Origin of the sequence: Anabaena catenula FACHB-362, assembly GCF_014698735.1 — a bacterium.
GTDB classification, from domain to species: Bacteria; Cyanobacteriota; Cyanobacteriia; order Cyanobacteriales; family Nostocaceae; genus Anabaena; species Anabaena variabilis_A.
Genome location: NZ_JACJTQ010000063.1, coordinates 1 through 15,253, shown reverse-complemented (window position 1 = coordinate 15,253; position 15,253 = coordinate 1). Strand labels below are relative to the sequence as shown.

The following is a 15,253-nucleotide window of genomic DNA, read 5'->3' as shown; positions in this document are numbered from 1 at the left end:
TTTGGCATTAATGCCAGTGCTACCAGGCACTTCGATGTAACAGCATCTTGCTAGGTTTAAACTCTGGTAGCTGATAAGTTAGGAATCAAAATCAATCGGCTTACCGTTAAAGAGTTGATGGAATTTCTCAGGATGAAACCAACTTGGTAAAGTTTTTTCAACATCCTCCAAGCTGTTACCGTTTTCATCTACCAAACCATACCTAATAACGATTCTAGGTAGAGGTGTTTCACCGTTCGCGGAAAACTTCTCAATCAAAATCATTCCGGCTTTACGAGTATCTTTCGTACCTTCAGGAAAACTAGAATTAGTGGCGTTGTGGGTTATCCCCAATAAATAGTTTTTCGCTTTTCTTGTATCCGTCAAACTAAGCTTAAAGAAAGTATCAGCTACTTCCCCAACTAAACCGCGTAGGTTGGTATACTCATCTACTATAATCTGAGTTTTATTGGTTGGTTTAGCCTTGATTCTATCTAACCAATATTGTCCACAATCAGCCATAGCCGCAGCTATTTCATCTTCTGACTGTGCAACATTTTGACTTTCTAGATGTTGCCAAACTTTGCTATTCTCCCCTGTATAGTGACGGTCTAGGGTGTAGTAGATTGGAGCATCTAAACAATATTTTCTGATGAGTGCGATCGCTCCTGCGGTGTAAGTTTTCCCACTACCTTGATTACCAATTAACCACAATGGTTTAAGACTACTAATTATCTTCCACAGATACCCGTCTTCATGACCCTTTAGAGCATCAATCAGAACTGTTTTTTCCTCATTGGGTGTAGGTTGTTTAGCATCCTGGACAGGTTTATTAAGTTTGTCCAGTTTGCGTTTAGTTTCTGCTGTTTCTAGTTGGTTTTTAGCTGTTTCCTTGTCTAATTCACTAACCTGTAACTGGTGTGATTTTATAGATAAAGTACCTTGTAATTGTCCGTTTAGGTGGTCTAGTTGTAATTCTCCATCTGACTTCATAGCCTGTATTGTTTCTTGGGTGTGACGGGCTATGGCTTGTTTGGTAATCTCAGCTTGGTTACTCTTGGTAAACCCAAATAAATCTATGTGTGTGGACTCTAATAAATCATTCTCCAGTGCCTTTATTTTGAGCAGTTTGAATTGGCTATGTATTGATTTTTCTTGATGGTCAGTGAGTGCCTTACTTACTCCATAAGCGGTTAACAAGAAAATACTCGAAGCTAAACCCCACACCACTGCTTTGTCATCTTCCGGTGGTAAAATCTTCACTACCTGAATAGAGTTATCAAATAACTGATTACGTCTTTCTCTGTCTACTAGGTAGCTGATACCGCGTTTTATATTGAAACCTTTACAGCTACTTTGAGTATTACAGTATAATGTTTCTGTGTGTTTGATGCTGTCACTAAACATCGGTATGGATGCAGCTAACCCAGATGACAGTAAAACACTAACTAGGATTGTAGAACTACGACGCTGTTTAGCTAATTGGGTGTTAAACTGTTGTATTTCTTGCATACCTAAAAACCTCTGTTAATGTATGTTATGTCCCAAAATGATCCACCTTTTACACCATCATCTGTAAAGACAATAACCACTCTTTTACCCTTCAAAACAAATCTAAAATGCTCCTTTGGAATAGCGTCTAATTCGTTTTTATTCATGCTCTTTAACGACCTCCAAATAGTCTGTAGATAAACTCAGCAATACCAGAACGCTGTAACCAAGTTAGTAATTTATCAATATTAAAAACAATGTCAATAAAACCAGTGATTAAGTAATTTATTGCAATAGCACTTACTAGACCGGATAGGAATATTTGAAAACATCCCCAATTACCTCTAATTTTCATTGTCTTGATTCCCGTTGTTAGTAGTATTAGAAACTTTTTTAAATATTCCTAGCAGTGCAATAGCACTTAACCCAATCAATAAACTAAAACCCATATTGGGAAGTTGCCAGCTAAGACCCTCAGATGATCTAATTTCTTGGTAAGTTTGTGCGATCGCTGTTTGGGTGTTAACGACTTCAGCAGTAATTCTAGATGTACCTTGCATAGATACAGCACCACCTATTAATAGTTTGATTATTCCTATCAGTGGTTTTTGACCTAAGCTAAATTCCCAAGATTCAGATGATAGAGAAAAACTGAAACTATCCCCCACGTCCACCAATCCAGGTAATAAGCTAACTACTGCTGATGCAACTTGAATAATGCTTAATGTGACCTGTAGGTTAAACAGCAACCAACTGAGGGAACAGGAACTAAATTGACACGCTAGAAACAATAAACCGGAGTCTATACGCTTTCTGGTTTGAATATCAGAATAGAGTTTTGATTCAATATGGTTTAAATATCTTGCAGTTTCCTGGTTAATCTGTTGGGAATCATCACTATCTAGAACTGAATCTAGATCCGGTGGTGTGTGAGGTGCTAACATAGGAGTAAGTAATATTTTGACCTGATATATCCCTCTACTAATTCCCGTTGGTAGAGGGATATTAATTAGCTACGGTTTAAAACCCTAATGCGGACACAAACTGCATTAATCTTTCCTTGATTCCTGGTGTGTGGTATTGCTTATCTGGTAAAAGGTCATATCTGGCTTTATCCCCTTTAGACAAAGCCTCATTCATCTGCTTTTGATGCAATGTTTCATCAGCCTGTATTTGTTTAATTTCAGGTTGATTCTGTACCTCTAATACTGCTGTTTGTTGGTCAACGCTGGTAATGTGTGCGCTAATATAGCCCTTGATTTGTTGATAGTTTATTTGGTATTCATGTCTTACCTTTTCAGTTTGTCTATCATGTACGAACTGTTGAGCAAGTTCTACACGCTGGTTAATGTATTTCGTGTTAGCTAACGTCACACCAGTAGCAGCTTTATCAATAGCTAAACTAGACTTACCAGCTTGTTTCAGGATGTCAGCAATGGCTACGTTATAAGCTTCACTCCCTTCGAGAATAGTGATGTAAGCGTCTTTCAGTTTAGGTGCAAATTCTTTTGCAAATTGGGCTTGTCGTGACAATTCTCCAATCTTTTGCATAGATGGTAAATCACCCATACAAGCTTTCTCGAAGTCTCCAAGGGTAACGCCAAATTTTTGGTTTAGCTGATTGATTAATACCTTACCTCTTGGTGAGACATGGTTTTTAATTTTGGGTGATTTAGCTTGTGGTAACATCTTCATTTTGGTACATCCAAATATGAGTTAGGGTCAACAAAATATCTGTGTTCTAGTTTGATGGAACTGCTACTAAAACGATAATTGTCTAGTGCTATTAGTCCAGAAATGAGGGTTATTAGTAGTAGGGAACAGGTAATCAAGGTAACAGGTTTAACCCTGAATATTAGGGTGTTATCCGGCTTTGATAGCTGGTATTGCAAAGGCTGTAAGTGCCTTTTTGACGTTGCTTTTAAAGTCTTTGTTTGCGTCCTGTATATCGCTGTTTATGCTTTTCAATCCATCGGTTAGCAGTTGGGAGTTTTCAGAATTTTTATGTTGAACAGTTCGCCGAACTGATGAAACCATCTGGTTAATTTTTTGCTGGCTAATCATAGCTTTATGCTCTACAAATGCCATGATTGCCGATTCAATAGCGTCTATATCTTGTTCTAGTGAATCAGTGCTAGTCCCTATATTTTCAGCTATTAAAGATATCTCCCCAACGTCCAATACAATACCCAAACTGTGAGCAGTGCTGCTGACTAATTCTGATTTGGTGGCAGTGGCTAGGGGTGCGACATCTGCGACAGGTTCAATCATTCCTATATCTTCAGTAGTCGGATCAGCTGTAGTTGGGTGTAAATCTTGACTATCTATATCATCTAGGTTGGTATCTAGATTACTGTTTACAAGTTGTATACCGTTGTCTACTAGTGTGGTTTCTTGTTCTAATGTTTCCAGTTCTGTCTGTGTAGATGTTGCAATGTTTCCAAGTTCACCACCTACACAGATGGATGTTTCCTCTACTTCTGTTTTTTCTGTGGGTACGTCGTCACTAACTACGGTTAATTGAGTAGCGTTATTCATGAAATGATCTTGTACTGCTAAAAGTTCTACTTCTGTGGGGTTTTCAATGTCAGCAATCATTAATTCACACTGAGTTTTTACGTCACCCAATACCACCTTTACACCTTTACGAGTTAGACGTGATTGAACTTTTTTAGCAATTGTGGTTAACATGATTTATGCTCCTATTCTCTGTTTTTTAGCCTTAAAAATTAGCGCGTTGGTTAATACCATCATTGCTGTTTTTCGGTCGTACCATTGGGACTTTTTAAAGTTAGTACCTGAGCGATAAAACCAACGGTAGATAGTCGTTACATCTGGAGAAATACCCAACCTGTTATTAATAAGATTGATTAGTTTATCTCCAGTAGTTCCTAGTCCTAATTCCCCTGCTGCTGTTTCACCAAAAGCTGTTAAATGGTTCTTAATCTCAGGGTAAAGATTGAAGTAGCGCGGGTTAAGTTTGCGTAGGTTTATGATGACCTTTAACCCATCTTTGTCCAGTGGGATGTCCGTAACAGTGGCTAGTTTCTTAATCTTTGACCAGTGGGAATCACTACACCGCTTGTCTAGCAAGGTTTCATAGATTAATCGTGGCTGTTCCATAGCGGTTTAATGTAAACATAAATTTCTGCATTTTTACCGTGCTGATTAGTTCACGCCACGAATTTTTAAGGTTTTCACGGTTGTGATCTGCGTGCTAGTCAATGCACTAGGGTAAAAATGCAGTATCGTGTGGACTTGTCAAGCCGTTGCACTTAACCCAAATCCTTAACCCGCAGGAATTACAAGGATGTAAGGTGGTTGCATTGGTTTGTCTTTCATGCTCACATTCTAGCATACCGTGTTAGAGTGTGTGCATGATAGATAAAAATTTTTCTACCATGTGAGGTTAAAATTTAGTGGTAATGTTTATGAATGAATTTTTAGAAATGTCAGCAGCAAAACGACGTGATCCTAACTACATACAAATATCAGGAGACGTTAAAAAAGATGTATGCCTTAGATTTAAAGCAGCTTGCACTCTAAAACAGTTAAGTGTAGGAGATGGATTAGAGCAAGCAATGATTCTATGGCTAGAAGATGAAAAAAACAAACATGATCAAACTTCCTAAGCGTGATCGCACCTCACCACCTGAACCATGACAACTTAATATTTTTAAGCTGATTACCTACTAAGGATAGAAACTTTTGTATCCTGTTCCCCTGCCCCGCTAAAAACAAATCCCCCACACTCTTGCGCGAGAATTGAGTGCGGGGGAAAGTCATTATTTATACTACTACTATTGTAACACATAATTACACTGTAGTATAGCAAGAGAAAACATTAAGAAACCATAAAGATTAATTTTCCTCAAAAATATTTTGTATACCCTGTTACAGTTTTTGAATTTATTTTGTAACAACAGTTACAGTTTTGATGATTACTGATATTAATTATCACAAAGTCAAAAACACTTAAAAATGTGTCATAGTGATACAAATTTGATGATTTTAATAGTATGGTGCAGAACATGAAGGATAGTGATTAATCCTTGTTATAGTAGGATTTGATTACTACCCGCTAATACAATAACTCTACTATTATTATAAGATTGAAGCGGGGTGAAAGTATCGTCAATACTGAAATTAAAATTATTTTAGTACAAAGTTACTAAAATAATTTACTAAAAATAGATGGTAATATTAAAATATGTCAGGTCAAATAAAATACTTGACATGGATACGTCCATAAAAAAGACGGACTAGAAACCGCTTACCTTGTGCGATAGCTAGTAACTATCGGTAACACGACTCCCAGACCGCTCAATGATCTAATTATTTAAAATATTGTTAATTATATTAGCATCATAGCATAAAAATGGGGATAGTACAAGCGTTCTAGTTGTCAGTCTTTTTTCCTGAAACCTTTAGAATTCATGGAGAAATTTATGGTAGCTAGTTTTGAAAAGACTACAAAAAAATCCCCTTTTGCTGGTCGCGCGGTTAATATTAAAACCCACATAGCCGAAGTGGCTACATCTTCCCTAGATGATATTTACGGTGAAGTAGAAGAAGGTATCAGCTATAAAGCAGGTGCGGAAATACCAGCACCTAAACAGCCTGTAACGGCAATAGAAACAGCTTCATGGTTAATCAATTCACTAGGAATATCACCTGTACCTAATTGCCCTGCTAAGGCTGTTGAGTTTGGGAAGGCCAGCCGCGCTAAATCTCCGATGTTTGTCAACTGGAGCGGTAAGGTTCAACCCGTTAATTGGCAGGATTGGCAAGATTGCATCCCACCAAAGGAACTAAGAAAGGATTGGTGGGAAGGTAAAAACGCAATTCACAACGGTGTAGGAGCGATCGCTAATTCAAAACGCAATAGCAAACGGCATTTTATCAGGATGGCAGATACAGATGCAAAGGATTATGCTGAAGGCGATTATGAATTGGAAGTTTTAGCAGAAGGGGAAGCCATTAAAAAGGGTCAAAAAGATATAGAGGATTGCAAGTTTACTCAGGAAGAACGGGATCAACTTTACGCAACATTAGCTAAACGCTGTGAAGAAGATGTTAAGCAATGGGAGGAGAAATACCCTATTTTAAAACTAGCACCATGCTATAGAAGCCCTAACGGTGGTTACAGACATTTTTTAGCATTAGAAAATGAAGATCCGCTATTTAAAAATGTTTCCACTTTTAACCATGAGCCAGGACAAGATAAAAAACATGGTGAGATAGTACAACACTCATTATTACCCCCCTCAAAATTAGCAGATGGTAAAGGTTATGAATGGGTACGTTGGTTTGAATATCCCCCGGTTGTGGAGAATTACGAAAGTATAGGACTATTCCCAACATTAAAAGCTAGTGATAAAAAACAACCTGCTACTCCTAAAATTGTTGTAGACCCTCAAGTTAAAAACGATGATCAAACAGTTGAGACTAAAGGGGATGATAAGTTCAATCAACTGATAGCTGACACTAACAACACTCTCCCATTAGAACAGGCTTTTAATTGGCCAGGACATAATTTCATAGAAACAACTGGGAAGCATGGCAGAAAATTACAGGGTAATTGTCCTTGGCATGAATCATCAAGCGGAACAGCTTTTTATTGTGAGAGAGATGGTAAAGGAAATTTAGTTTATAGATGTCCAGCTTGTAATGCAGGTGGTAATGTTTTTGGGTATCGTCACAGCTTGAAAGGCGGTCAAATTGGGTTACAGCCCAAAGGCAAGGAATTTATAGGTGTTCTGCGAGAGTTAGCAGGTGAAGCTGGTTTAGATTGTAGTTTTTTAGATAAACCAAAAAAGTCAACTAAAAAAGTTCAAAAAGTTTCCTACAACAATGAACAGAGCGATCCGCTAGTATCTGCATTGCAGATAGCCGAAAATACATTATTCAATAAGGATAAAATCGTTAGGTGCTTTGAGGATAATTTCTACCAATGGGAAGGGAATTATTATAAATTAATTCCCATGAAAACAATTAGAAAATTAGTCGGGAATTATTGGAATAATGTATCTGTGGAAGATGAAGAGGGTAATATTAGATTCCCGTTCTGTGATCCTAGACATACCACAAAACTAATTAACTGGGTAATTGATCGGAAATCAATTGATTATTCAGAATTACCACAGGGAATTAATTTTACTAATGGAGTAGTTAAATTAGATTGGACTAATAATATTCCTACTCCTGTTCTAGAAAAACATGACCCTGACAAACATTACTTTTTTAGTGAACCAAAGGTTAATTATGATCCTGTTGCTAATTCTAACGACTGCGATAAAATGCTGACTTCTTTAGATCCTAATCAGAGAATTATACTACTCAAGGTTTTAGCTGCATCACTAGATTTACAGGAAGTGCGTACAAGGATAGGAGCAAGGAAAATAAAAACCTTATTCCTTATTGGTGAGGGAAGTAATGGTAAAGATACATTCCGTGAGGCAATGACTCACATAATAGGTGACAATAGCATCACAGCGGCAAGTCTAAACCACTTCATAGATTATGATAACGGTCGTCAATTTAACTTAGCATCATTAATCAAGAGCAAGATTAACTGGCCTTCTGAGTCACTAGCAAAGACAACGAATATTGATAAGAGTCCCTCATTAAAAATGTTCGCAACGGGAGAGCCGATGTACAGCGAACGCAAAGGGATAGACCCGGAAAAATACAAACCTAAAGGGATATGTTTGTTCAACTTGAATGAACTTCCTAACCTTTACGGTACAAGTCAAGCAGCAATGGATAGATTTGCTCCTATCCATTTTCGCAAGACGTTCGTTACAGGAAGCAATTTTGATCCTACTAATCCTAATCATGTGATTGCAGATAACCGATTCAAAGATGATCCAAATTTTATAACCAGTAAAATTTGCCCCGCTTTATTCAATTATTTGATTAAGGCATTACAGGATTTAATAACCAATGGGATAGACTACAGTTGCACAACTGAATTATTAGAGCAAATCCAACAGGAAAACGACCACCTTTTTGAGTTTATAGATAGCATCGGTCTAAAAACTGGTAATGGTGAAGTCAAGTTAGATGACATCTTCTCAAAACTGGAAAACCATTACAAAGATTTAGGAATACTGGTAATTGATGAGTTTAAAAACCGTCGCTGGAGTGACCCTGTGAAGCCATCCGACCCATACATCAAGGGGGCTAACAATGTTTACCCACGACTTAAAAAGCTATTCCCAAAAATTGACAAATACACATTTACTGACCCCACCACGAAACGGAAAACTACTTTTATCAAGGGACTACAACTAATCTCAGAAAGCGATCGCATAAAATTACCGCAACCTATTCCAGAACCGCGCCAACAACAACTATTGATAGCACCACTGTCACGATTTGACCCGTTAAAGGGGGTTACTGGTAAACCCACTACAAACCCACTGGAGACTCACTACGAAAATTTAGAACCCTTACCAGATAAGGAAAGTAAACCCAGTAAACCCAGTAAACCCACTTTTTCTAACTTCCAGAAAAAAATTGAAATTAGTTTATTAGATCCGAACCCAGAACCCGTAAACACCCCACACAATCCTAAATGCCCTGAGAGTACAGCAATAGGTGGCGAAAGTGGGTTTACTGGGTTTACTGGGTCGGAAAGTGTTGATATACAGGCGTTTGAGGAAACAGCGAAAAACCAAACTGGGTTTACTGTGGGTTTACCAGATGCTAAAGTGGGTTTACCAGAATCAGAAAATAGTACAAATAAACTAGGAATTACTAAGGTTGTACCTCCTGCCTCAACTACCACTAATCAAAAGAGCGATTGCACTCCTGCACCTGATATTAAAATTGCCTGTGGCGATAAGTTGGTGCAAGTGATGGAGGAGGAGATACCCGATTCTTCACTCAGAACCGTAAAAAGCCTAATTACAGGTAAAGAAGCACAAATCAGCAAATATTATTTAACTGCACCAACGGAAGTTGCAATAAAAGCGGTAGCGGCGAAATTAGATAACAAGGGTCTTGAGGTTTTAGAAAGTGTGATTAAGATGTTTCTTCCTCAGTTTGTTGGAATAATCACAACCACTTCTGACACTACACCACCGGACTGGATATCTAAGATTGTTGTTGATGACGTTGATACTGTTGCTGAACAAAAACGCCGCGAACGTGAACAGGAACAGCGAGAATATGACCAGGAACTAGAATCATTAAAAGTTAAAGTTCTAGCCGCTACAACAGTCCAGGAGCATGAACAACTTTTAAATGTTGCTCTATCATTTGACAATCGCCTTACCTACCCAATCAGGACATTTTTAGGGCAACTAGGTGATGTTTCGCTAGACATTCTAAAAGTGTGGGAGTGGTCGTACTGGTAAGTTAACCCGCGCCACAAACTAAGGATAGAAAAAAATCTATCCTTGGTACACAATCCCACAACAGAATACCAGCATAAAAACAATATTTGATGCTGGTATTACTTACTATTATTGATATAATAGAAATAAAAAATTAGAGGTAGATTTATGACAATTACCCAACTGAAAACTAAACTTAAAAAACAGAAGGAAGCGCAGATCACAACCTACCAAAACCTTTTTAGAGCTTGCCTTTTAGCAGGGGACTTGAAGGAAGCACGTCGTTACAACAATCTATCAAAAAGACTGAGAAAACAAATAGAAGTATAGAATAAGTATAGGGAGTAAATAATAATGTCCCAAGCTATTCTTTATTGCTAAGTTATTGATTCTGAAGCGATCGCTCCCAGTGGTACAAACCAAAAACGAACTACGTACAATCTATACAATGTTTCAATCATCCCAAAGGGATTGTATATGTTACAAAACGTACTACAAGAGTTGGGGAAAAGTGTAGTACGTTTTTATTACCTTAATGGTTGTAATGGCTACATCATAAGTATTGCTAGTAAAACCAGGAGTGTACTACAAGTGTCCTACAAATAAAGTTTTCTGAGTGTAGGTTGCGAGTAAGAATAAGTGAAATAAACCTGCTAACCCGTCCCCTGTAACTGTAAGCTGTAAATCACGGGGTCTACAGTGGCTTATGAAAATCAACAGGCACGGACGCGCCAAAGTGCTGACACAGCAGGAAATACAGTTAATATTTAGTCAAGGTCTAGATAACGACCGTGACCGGATGCTGTTTGGTGTGTGTTTGTTTAGTGCCTGTAGAATTAGAGAATGTGTAACCCTGATGACTGGGGATGTTTACACACCCAAGGGTGAAGTTAGATCGCAATTCATAATTAGAAAATCAAATACCAAAGGTAAACTGGCCACACGAACCATCCCAGTAATTGAAGACCTACGGCGGTTATTGGCTGAACATTACCGAATAGCAGGTTATGATTATCTGTTCCCTGGTAGGAGCAACGGACATATCAGCCATGATTCAGCAGCAAGGATTTTAAGGAAAGCTTGTTCCCTTGTAGGAATCACTGGAGTAAGTACCCACAGCTTCAGACGGACAGCCTTAACCCAGATGAGTAACGCTGGTATACCACTGCGGGTAATTCAGGAATTGTCAGGACACCGGAACTTAGAACAGTTACAAAGGTATCTAGAAGTGAGTGATGAACAGGTATTAGGGGCTGTTTCTGCCTTATCAATGCTCTCACCTGTGGTCAACGTCGTTAAACACGAATTTACCGACCTCTCAACACCTGAATCAATACGGGTGGAAACTAATCAAGATTAGTTATGATTAATTATAATTGTGTATGTTTTAGTATATTTTTTGTGTACGGTAAAAAATGTTTGATGACATTGGTTTAAAAGTGCTTATGGGGTACAGCCAGGATAATTACTGATATCCCGGCTGTCCTCTATCAAAGCCTACTTTGTATCCAAATGATCTGCAATTTCATCTAAGCGGTTATTTGCATCTTTAGCAATCTGCATATAGCGCACACTAGCTACAAGTCCCACGGCTGTAGTCACAGCACCTTCTGATACTTTATTGGTGAGCAAGCACCCAGCACCTACAAGACTGATACCAAAAGATAAAGCAGTGGCAGTTAAGGCAAAATCAAAGCTGCGGCGGGCTTGACGTAATCTCTCCTCAAAAATCTGTGTGCGGCGGGCTTGACGTAATCTCTCCTCAACAATCTGTGTCAAGTAAAGTTTACACTTCCCCCCTATGTTCAACGAGAGATCAAGGGTTTTGGAAATTTTAGAGGGGAGGGAGGGAATAACTACATTAGGAGCAGGTTGAATGTTATGCTTGTTAGTCATAATCCAGTGTTTTTGGTAAATTTGCTTTGATAACTCCATTAACCCCTGGATTTTCCTTGCTGTGGTTAATGTTATGTACAACTTGTATGTAAAACTTATGTCTGGTTTATATACTGTCAAACTTATGTAAAAGTTATTGTGAGTCATGGGGAAGCGTTCTTTTCGGGCAACAGCAGCAGGAGTTGAAAAACTGAGTCAAGCGTTTGAGAAATACGGTAAAACGCAGGATTGCCTAGCTAGTTTTCCTAGTGAAAATAGTAATAGGGATAAAAGGAATCAAATTACCTGTTCTCGACAGACTGTAAATAAATTTTTGACAGGAAAACCTATTAGTAAGGAATTGTTTATTTCTCTATGCAATGAGTTAAACTTGAATTGGCAAGATATTGCTGAACTAGAGTCCGAACAAGATAACAATTCCTGGACTGTTCCTAGTATGAATAGACCACTAAGTAATATTCCTATAACTGAAGGAACTGGAGTAGTAACTCTAGCAGAAGAACCAAATAACGCTAAAACTTTTATTACATTTGATACTATTAATGGTCAAGTTGTTATTACAATTCCAGGCGATATAAATAGTTTTTTACAAAATTCTGAACAACAAAATATTTGGCTAGAAGCCGTGAAAAGAAGTTCAGGTGATAAAAATGCAACAATATCTAAAATAGAAAAAGGCAGTATAAAAATTACTTTCAATGTTTCTCCAGATGGCATTAAAAAGCTAGAGGAAGAACCAAATAAAATTATTTTAGTGGCAAGAATTATTAGCAGAGCTAAAGGTGAAAAATTAGACCTAAGTGATACAGATTTAAGTGGTGTTGATTTGAGTGGCGTTGATTTAAGTGGTATTAACTTCAGTTGTGCTGACTTGAGGAATGCTAATTTAGAAAATGCAAATTTAGCAAATGCTGATTTAGATTGTGCTGACTTGAGTGGTGCAAATTTGAGAGGTGCTAATCTCAATAATACTGGCTTCAGTGATGCAATAGTTGAACAAGCTAAATTTAGCAACAATTCAGATATATCTTCAGAAATAAAGCAAAACTTAATCGGACAAGGTGCAATATTTGAAGATGATCTAACTGTAGTTCAGGCACATACAAGTTCAAAAAATCCAATCAGTTTCAAGTTAGTTTTTGCAAACCTGATTCGTGGTAATTGGAGTGCCACTTTCCAACTTATTACAAAATTGAATCATTCCAACCTAAAGGGTGCTAATTTAAGAGGTGCTGATTTAGAGAGTGCTGATTTAAGAGGTGCTGATTTAGAGAGTGCTGATTTAAGAGGTGCTGATTTAGAGAGTGCTATTTTAATCGGTGCTATTTTAAGAGGCGCTATTTTAAGAAGTGCTAATTTAAGAAGTGCTAATTTAGGGAGTGCTGATTTAGGGAGTGCTGATTTAATCAGTGCTAATTTAAGAAGTGCTAATTTAAGAAGTGCTAATTTAGGGAGTGCTGATTTAATCAGTGCTAATTTAAGAAGTGCTGATTTAAGAGGTGCTGATTTAGAGAGTGCTATTTTAATCACTGCTAATTTAAAGAGTGCTAATTTAGAGAATGCTAATTTAAGAAGTGCTATTTTAATCGGTGCTAATTTAGAGAGTGCTATTTTAATCGGTGCTAATTTAGAGAGTGCTGATTCAAGAAGTGCTAATTTAAACGGTGCTATTTTAATCAGTGCTAATTTATTATTTGCTAAATTATTCCGTGCTAATTTAGAGAGTGCTATTTTAGAGAGTGCTAATTTAGAGAATGCTAATTTATTCCGTGCTAATTTAGAGAATGCTAATTTATCCCGTGCTAATTTAGAGAATGCTAATTTATTATTTGCTAATTTAAGCGGTGCTAATTTATTATTTGCTAATTTAGAGAGTGCTGATTTAAGAGAAGCCAAAGTTGAAAATGCTCGCTTTGGATATAACCCAGGAATTACTGAGAATGCAAAGCGTGACTTAAAACGACGGGGGGCAATTTTTGAAGATTCTCCAGGCGATCGCGCTGGGGTTTCTGCTCGTTAAAATTTCCGTTGGGGAAATTCTGCACGGTGTTATTAATATGGTTTTCCCAACTTCTAGTTGGGTAGCCACCAAGACACCCTATCTCGTCTCATCCTATCATAAATGCTCACCTTTAATAGCCTCATAAATACTAGCTAGTAATTTCTCCAACACAACTGATCTAAATTCTTCGTTATTCATCACTTCCATAAAGATTTTTTCATTCCCGTCCATGCGTTCAATAAACAGGTTCTCAAGATGCTTTTCTAGAACAGGAGCAAAGTTTTCTTTGGTGTTGACTTGAGCAGCTTGTTTGATGGAGTCATTAGCGATCGCTGTTTCGGCAATTTGTTCAAAAAACAGTTGATCTGCTAGGGTAAAATCTGTACCAAATCTTTCATTCAGCGAGTTAATCAGTTGCGATAGAGGAACTTCTTTATCTGGCTGACGAGTTCCCACTGCTGTAGCACCTGATAATGGTTCTGCTGTACCTTCCTTTAAATCAATCTTACCTTCACTGATTTTCTCCAAGCGATAAAATTTTAGTTCGATATCCCCAGATAAATCAATTTTGGGAGCGTCTTTACTTCTGGGTAATTTCTTGAGTAAAAATCGTCCATAGGCATACAGCTTTTCTAGTTCTGAATCTTGATAAGGAATAATCTGAGCTAGGAATAAATAAAGATTACGGAAGCTGGTTAATTGAGTTTTAAATTGTTCTTGGTCTGGGTCTATAAGTTTTTGATATTGGTCTACAATTGGATCTAATAAATTATTTAATTTTTGATGTTCTTTTCCCGTCAAGGAAGTTTTAGGACGAAACCAAATTTCACACCACTGGTTTACATCGTCTTGGCTAAAAAGTTGCCATTGATAAAGTTGATAGGATAAATCATTTAATTGTTGTGGATCTGCGGTTTCGCCAATGGGGGTTTCTTCGTAGTAGGGTTTGAAGGCTTTGTAAATGTCCTCTGGTTTGTTGACAAAATCCAGTACAAAGGTGTCGTCTTTCCCTGTGGTGGTACGATTGAGGCGAGATAAAGTTTGCACGGCTTGGACTCCATCTAGCCTTTTATCCACAAACATGGTATGTAATAAAGGTTGGTCAAATCCGGTTTGGAATTTGTTAGCAACTAACAGGACTTGATAAACATCACTGTCAAATTTTTCGGGAATTTCTGATGTTTTGATGCCGTTCATATTGGCTTCTGTAAAGGGTTGATCTGGAAATTCATCGAGGGTAATAGAACCAGAAAAAGCCACTAGAGATTTAATATCGCTATAACCTTTTTCTTGAATATATTTATCAAAGGCCAGTTTATATTTAACAGCGTGTTCACGAGAACGGGTAACAACCATTGCTTTAGCCCTACCGCCAATTTTATGGCGGGTATGGTTGCGAAAATGTTCGATGATAATTTCTACTTTTTGGGTGATATTGTGGGGATGAAGTTCAATAAAACGAGCAATGGCTTTAGCTGTTTGACGACGGGGTAAATTGGGGTCATCTTCTGAGGTACGAACTAATTCATAATAGCGTTCATAG

The 15,253-nt window shown here is 37.7% G+C and carries 14 protein-coding genes; 5 read left to right on the top strand and 9 right to left on the bottom strand.

The features are described from left to right. Positions 1–78: 78 nt before the first annotated feature. From H6G68_RS24450 to H6G68_RS24420, 7 genes are all read right to left on the bottom strand, one after another. The gene (locus H6G68_RS24450; protein ID WP_190908972.1) at positions 79–1,491 is read right to left on the bottom strand and encodes a hypothetical protein; all 1,413 of its coding nucleotides are present in this window, start codon (positions 1,489–1,491) and stop codon (positions 79–81) included. A gap of 2 nt (positions 1,492–1,493) precedes the next feature. Beyond that, positions 1,494–1,637 carry a hypothetical protein gene (locus H6G68_RS24445; protein ID WP_190908971.1) on the bottom strand — a complete coding sequence of 48 codons (144 nt, stop codon included), beginning with the start codon at positions 1,635–1,637 and terminating at the stop codon, positions 1,494–1,496. 5 nt (positions 1,638–1,642) lie between these two features. Then, positions 1,643–1,825 (bottom strand): hypothetical protein, encoded by a 183-nt coding sequence (locus H6G68_RS24440; RefSeq protein WP_190908970.1) that lies wholly within the window; start codon positions 1,823–1,825, stop codon positions 1,643–1,645. Then, complete coding sequence (locus H6G68_RS24435; RefSeq protein WP_190908969.1) at positions 1,815–2,414, bottom strand: hypothetical protein; 600 nt, start codon at positions 2,412–2,414, stop codon at positions 1,815–1,817. The genes H6G68_RS24440 and H6G68_RS24435 overlap by 11 nt, the downstream gene beginning before the upstream one ends. 76 nt (positions 2,415–2,490) lie before the next feature. Beyond that, on the bottom strand, positions 2,491–3,165 hold the full coding sequence (locus tag H6G68_RS24430; RefSeq protein ID WP_190908968.1) for a hypothetical protein: 675 nt from the start codon (positions 3,163–3,165) through the stop codon (positions 2,491–2,493). A gap of 168 nt (positions 3,166–3,333) precedes the next feature. Beyond that, complete coding sequence (locus H6G68_RS24425) at positions 3,334–4,161, bottom strand: hypothetical protein (RefSeq protein WP_190908967.1); 828 nt, start codon at positions 4,159–4,161, stop codon at positions 3,334–3,336. Positions 4,162–4,164: 3 nt separating this feature from the next. Further along, positions 4,165–4,593: a hypothetical protein gene (locus H6G68_RS24420; RefSeq protein ID WP_190908966.1), complete on the bottom strand. Its 429-nt coding sequence runs from the start codon at positions 4,591–4,593 to the stop codon at positions 4,165–4,167. A 308-nt stretch (positions 4,594–4,901) separates the two neighbouring features. On the opposite strand from H6G68_RS24420, the gene H6G68_RS24415 reads away from it, so the two are divergent. The 4 genes from H6G68_RS24415 to H6G68_RS24400 all read left to right on the top strand — a co-directional run bounded on the left by H6G68_RS24415 (position 4,902) and on the right by H6G68_RS24400 (position 11,172). Then, on the top strand, positions 4,902–5,102 hold the full coding sequence (locus H6G68_RS24415; protein WP_190908965.1) for a hypothetical protein: 201 nt from the start codon (positions 4,902–4,904) through the stop codon (positions 5,100–5,102). 816 nt (positions 5,103–5,918) lie between these two features. After that, positions 5,919–9,833: a DUF5906 domain-containing protein gene (locus H6G68_RS24410; RefSeq protein WP_190908964.1), complete on the top strand. Its 3,915-nt coding sequence runs from the start codon at positions 5,919–5,921 to the stop codon at positions 9,831–9,833. 147 nt (positions 9,834–9,980) lie between these two features. Beyond that, the gene (locus tag H6G68_RS24405; protein WP_190908963.1) at positions 9,981–10,142 is read left to right on the top strand and encodes a hypothetical protein; all 162 of its coding nucleotides are present in this window, start codon (positions 9,981–9,983) and stop codon (positions 10,140–10,142) included. A 376-nt stretch (positions 10,143–10,518) separates the two neighbouring features. Further along, on the top strand, positions 10,519–11,172 hold the full coding sequence (locus tag H6G68_RS24400; protein ID WP_190908962.1) for a tyrosine-type recombinase/integrase: 654 nt from the start codon (positions 10,519–10,521) through the stop codon (positions 11,170–11,172). A gap of 137 nt (positions 11,173–11,309) precedes the next feature. Here the strand turns inward: H6G68_RS24400 and H6G68_RS24395 are convergent, their stop codons facing one another. Then, the gene (locus H6G68_RS24395; protein WP_242045381.1) at positions 11,310–11,708 is read right to left on the bottom strand and encodes a TRADD-N-associated membrane domain-containing protein; all 399 of its coding nucleotides are present in this window, start codon (positions 11,706–11,708) and stop codon (positions 11,310–11,312) included. 145 nt (positions 11,709–11,853) lie between these two features. Here H6G68_RS24395 and H6G68_RS24390 point away from each other — a divergent pair, with 145 nt between their 5' ends. Beyond that, positions 11,854–13,728, top strand: a complete 1,875-nt coding sequence (locus H6G68_RS24390) for a pentapeptide repeat-containing protein (protein ID WP_190908961.1) — start codon at positions 11,854–11,856, stop codon at positions 13,726–13,728. Positions 13,729–13,824: 96 nt separating this feature from the next. On the opposite strand, the gene H6G68_RS24385 is transcribed toward H6G68_RS24390, so the two are convergent. Beyond that, positions 13,825–15,253, bottom strand: a 1,429-nt coding sequence (locus H6G68_RS24385) for a type I restriction enzyme subunit R domain-containing protein (RefSeq protein ID WP_190908960.1), incomplete at its 5' end; no start/stop codon positions are given.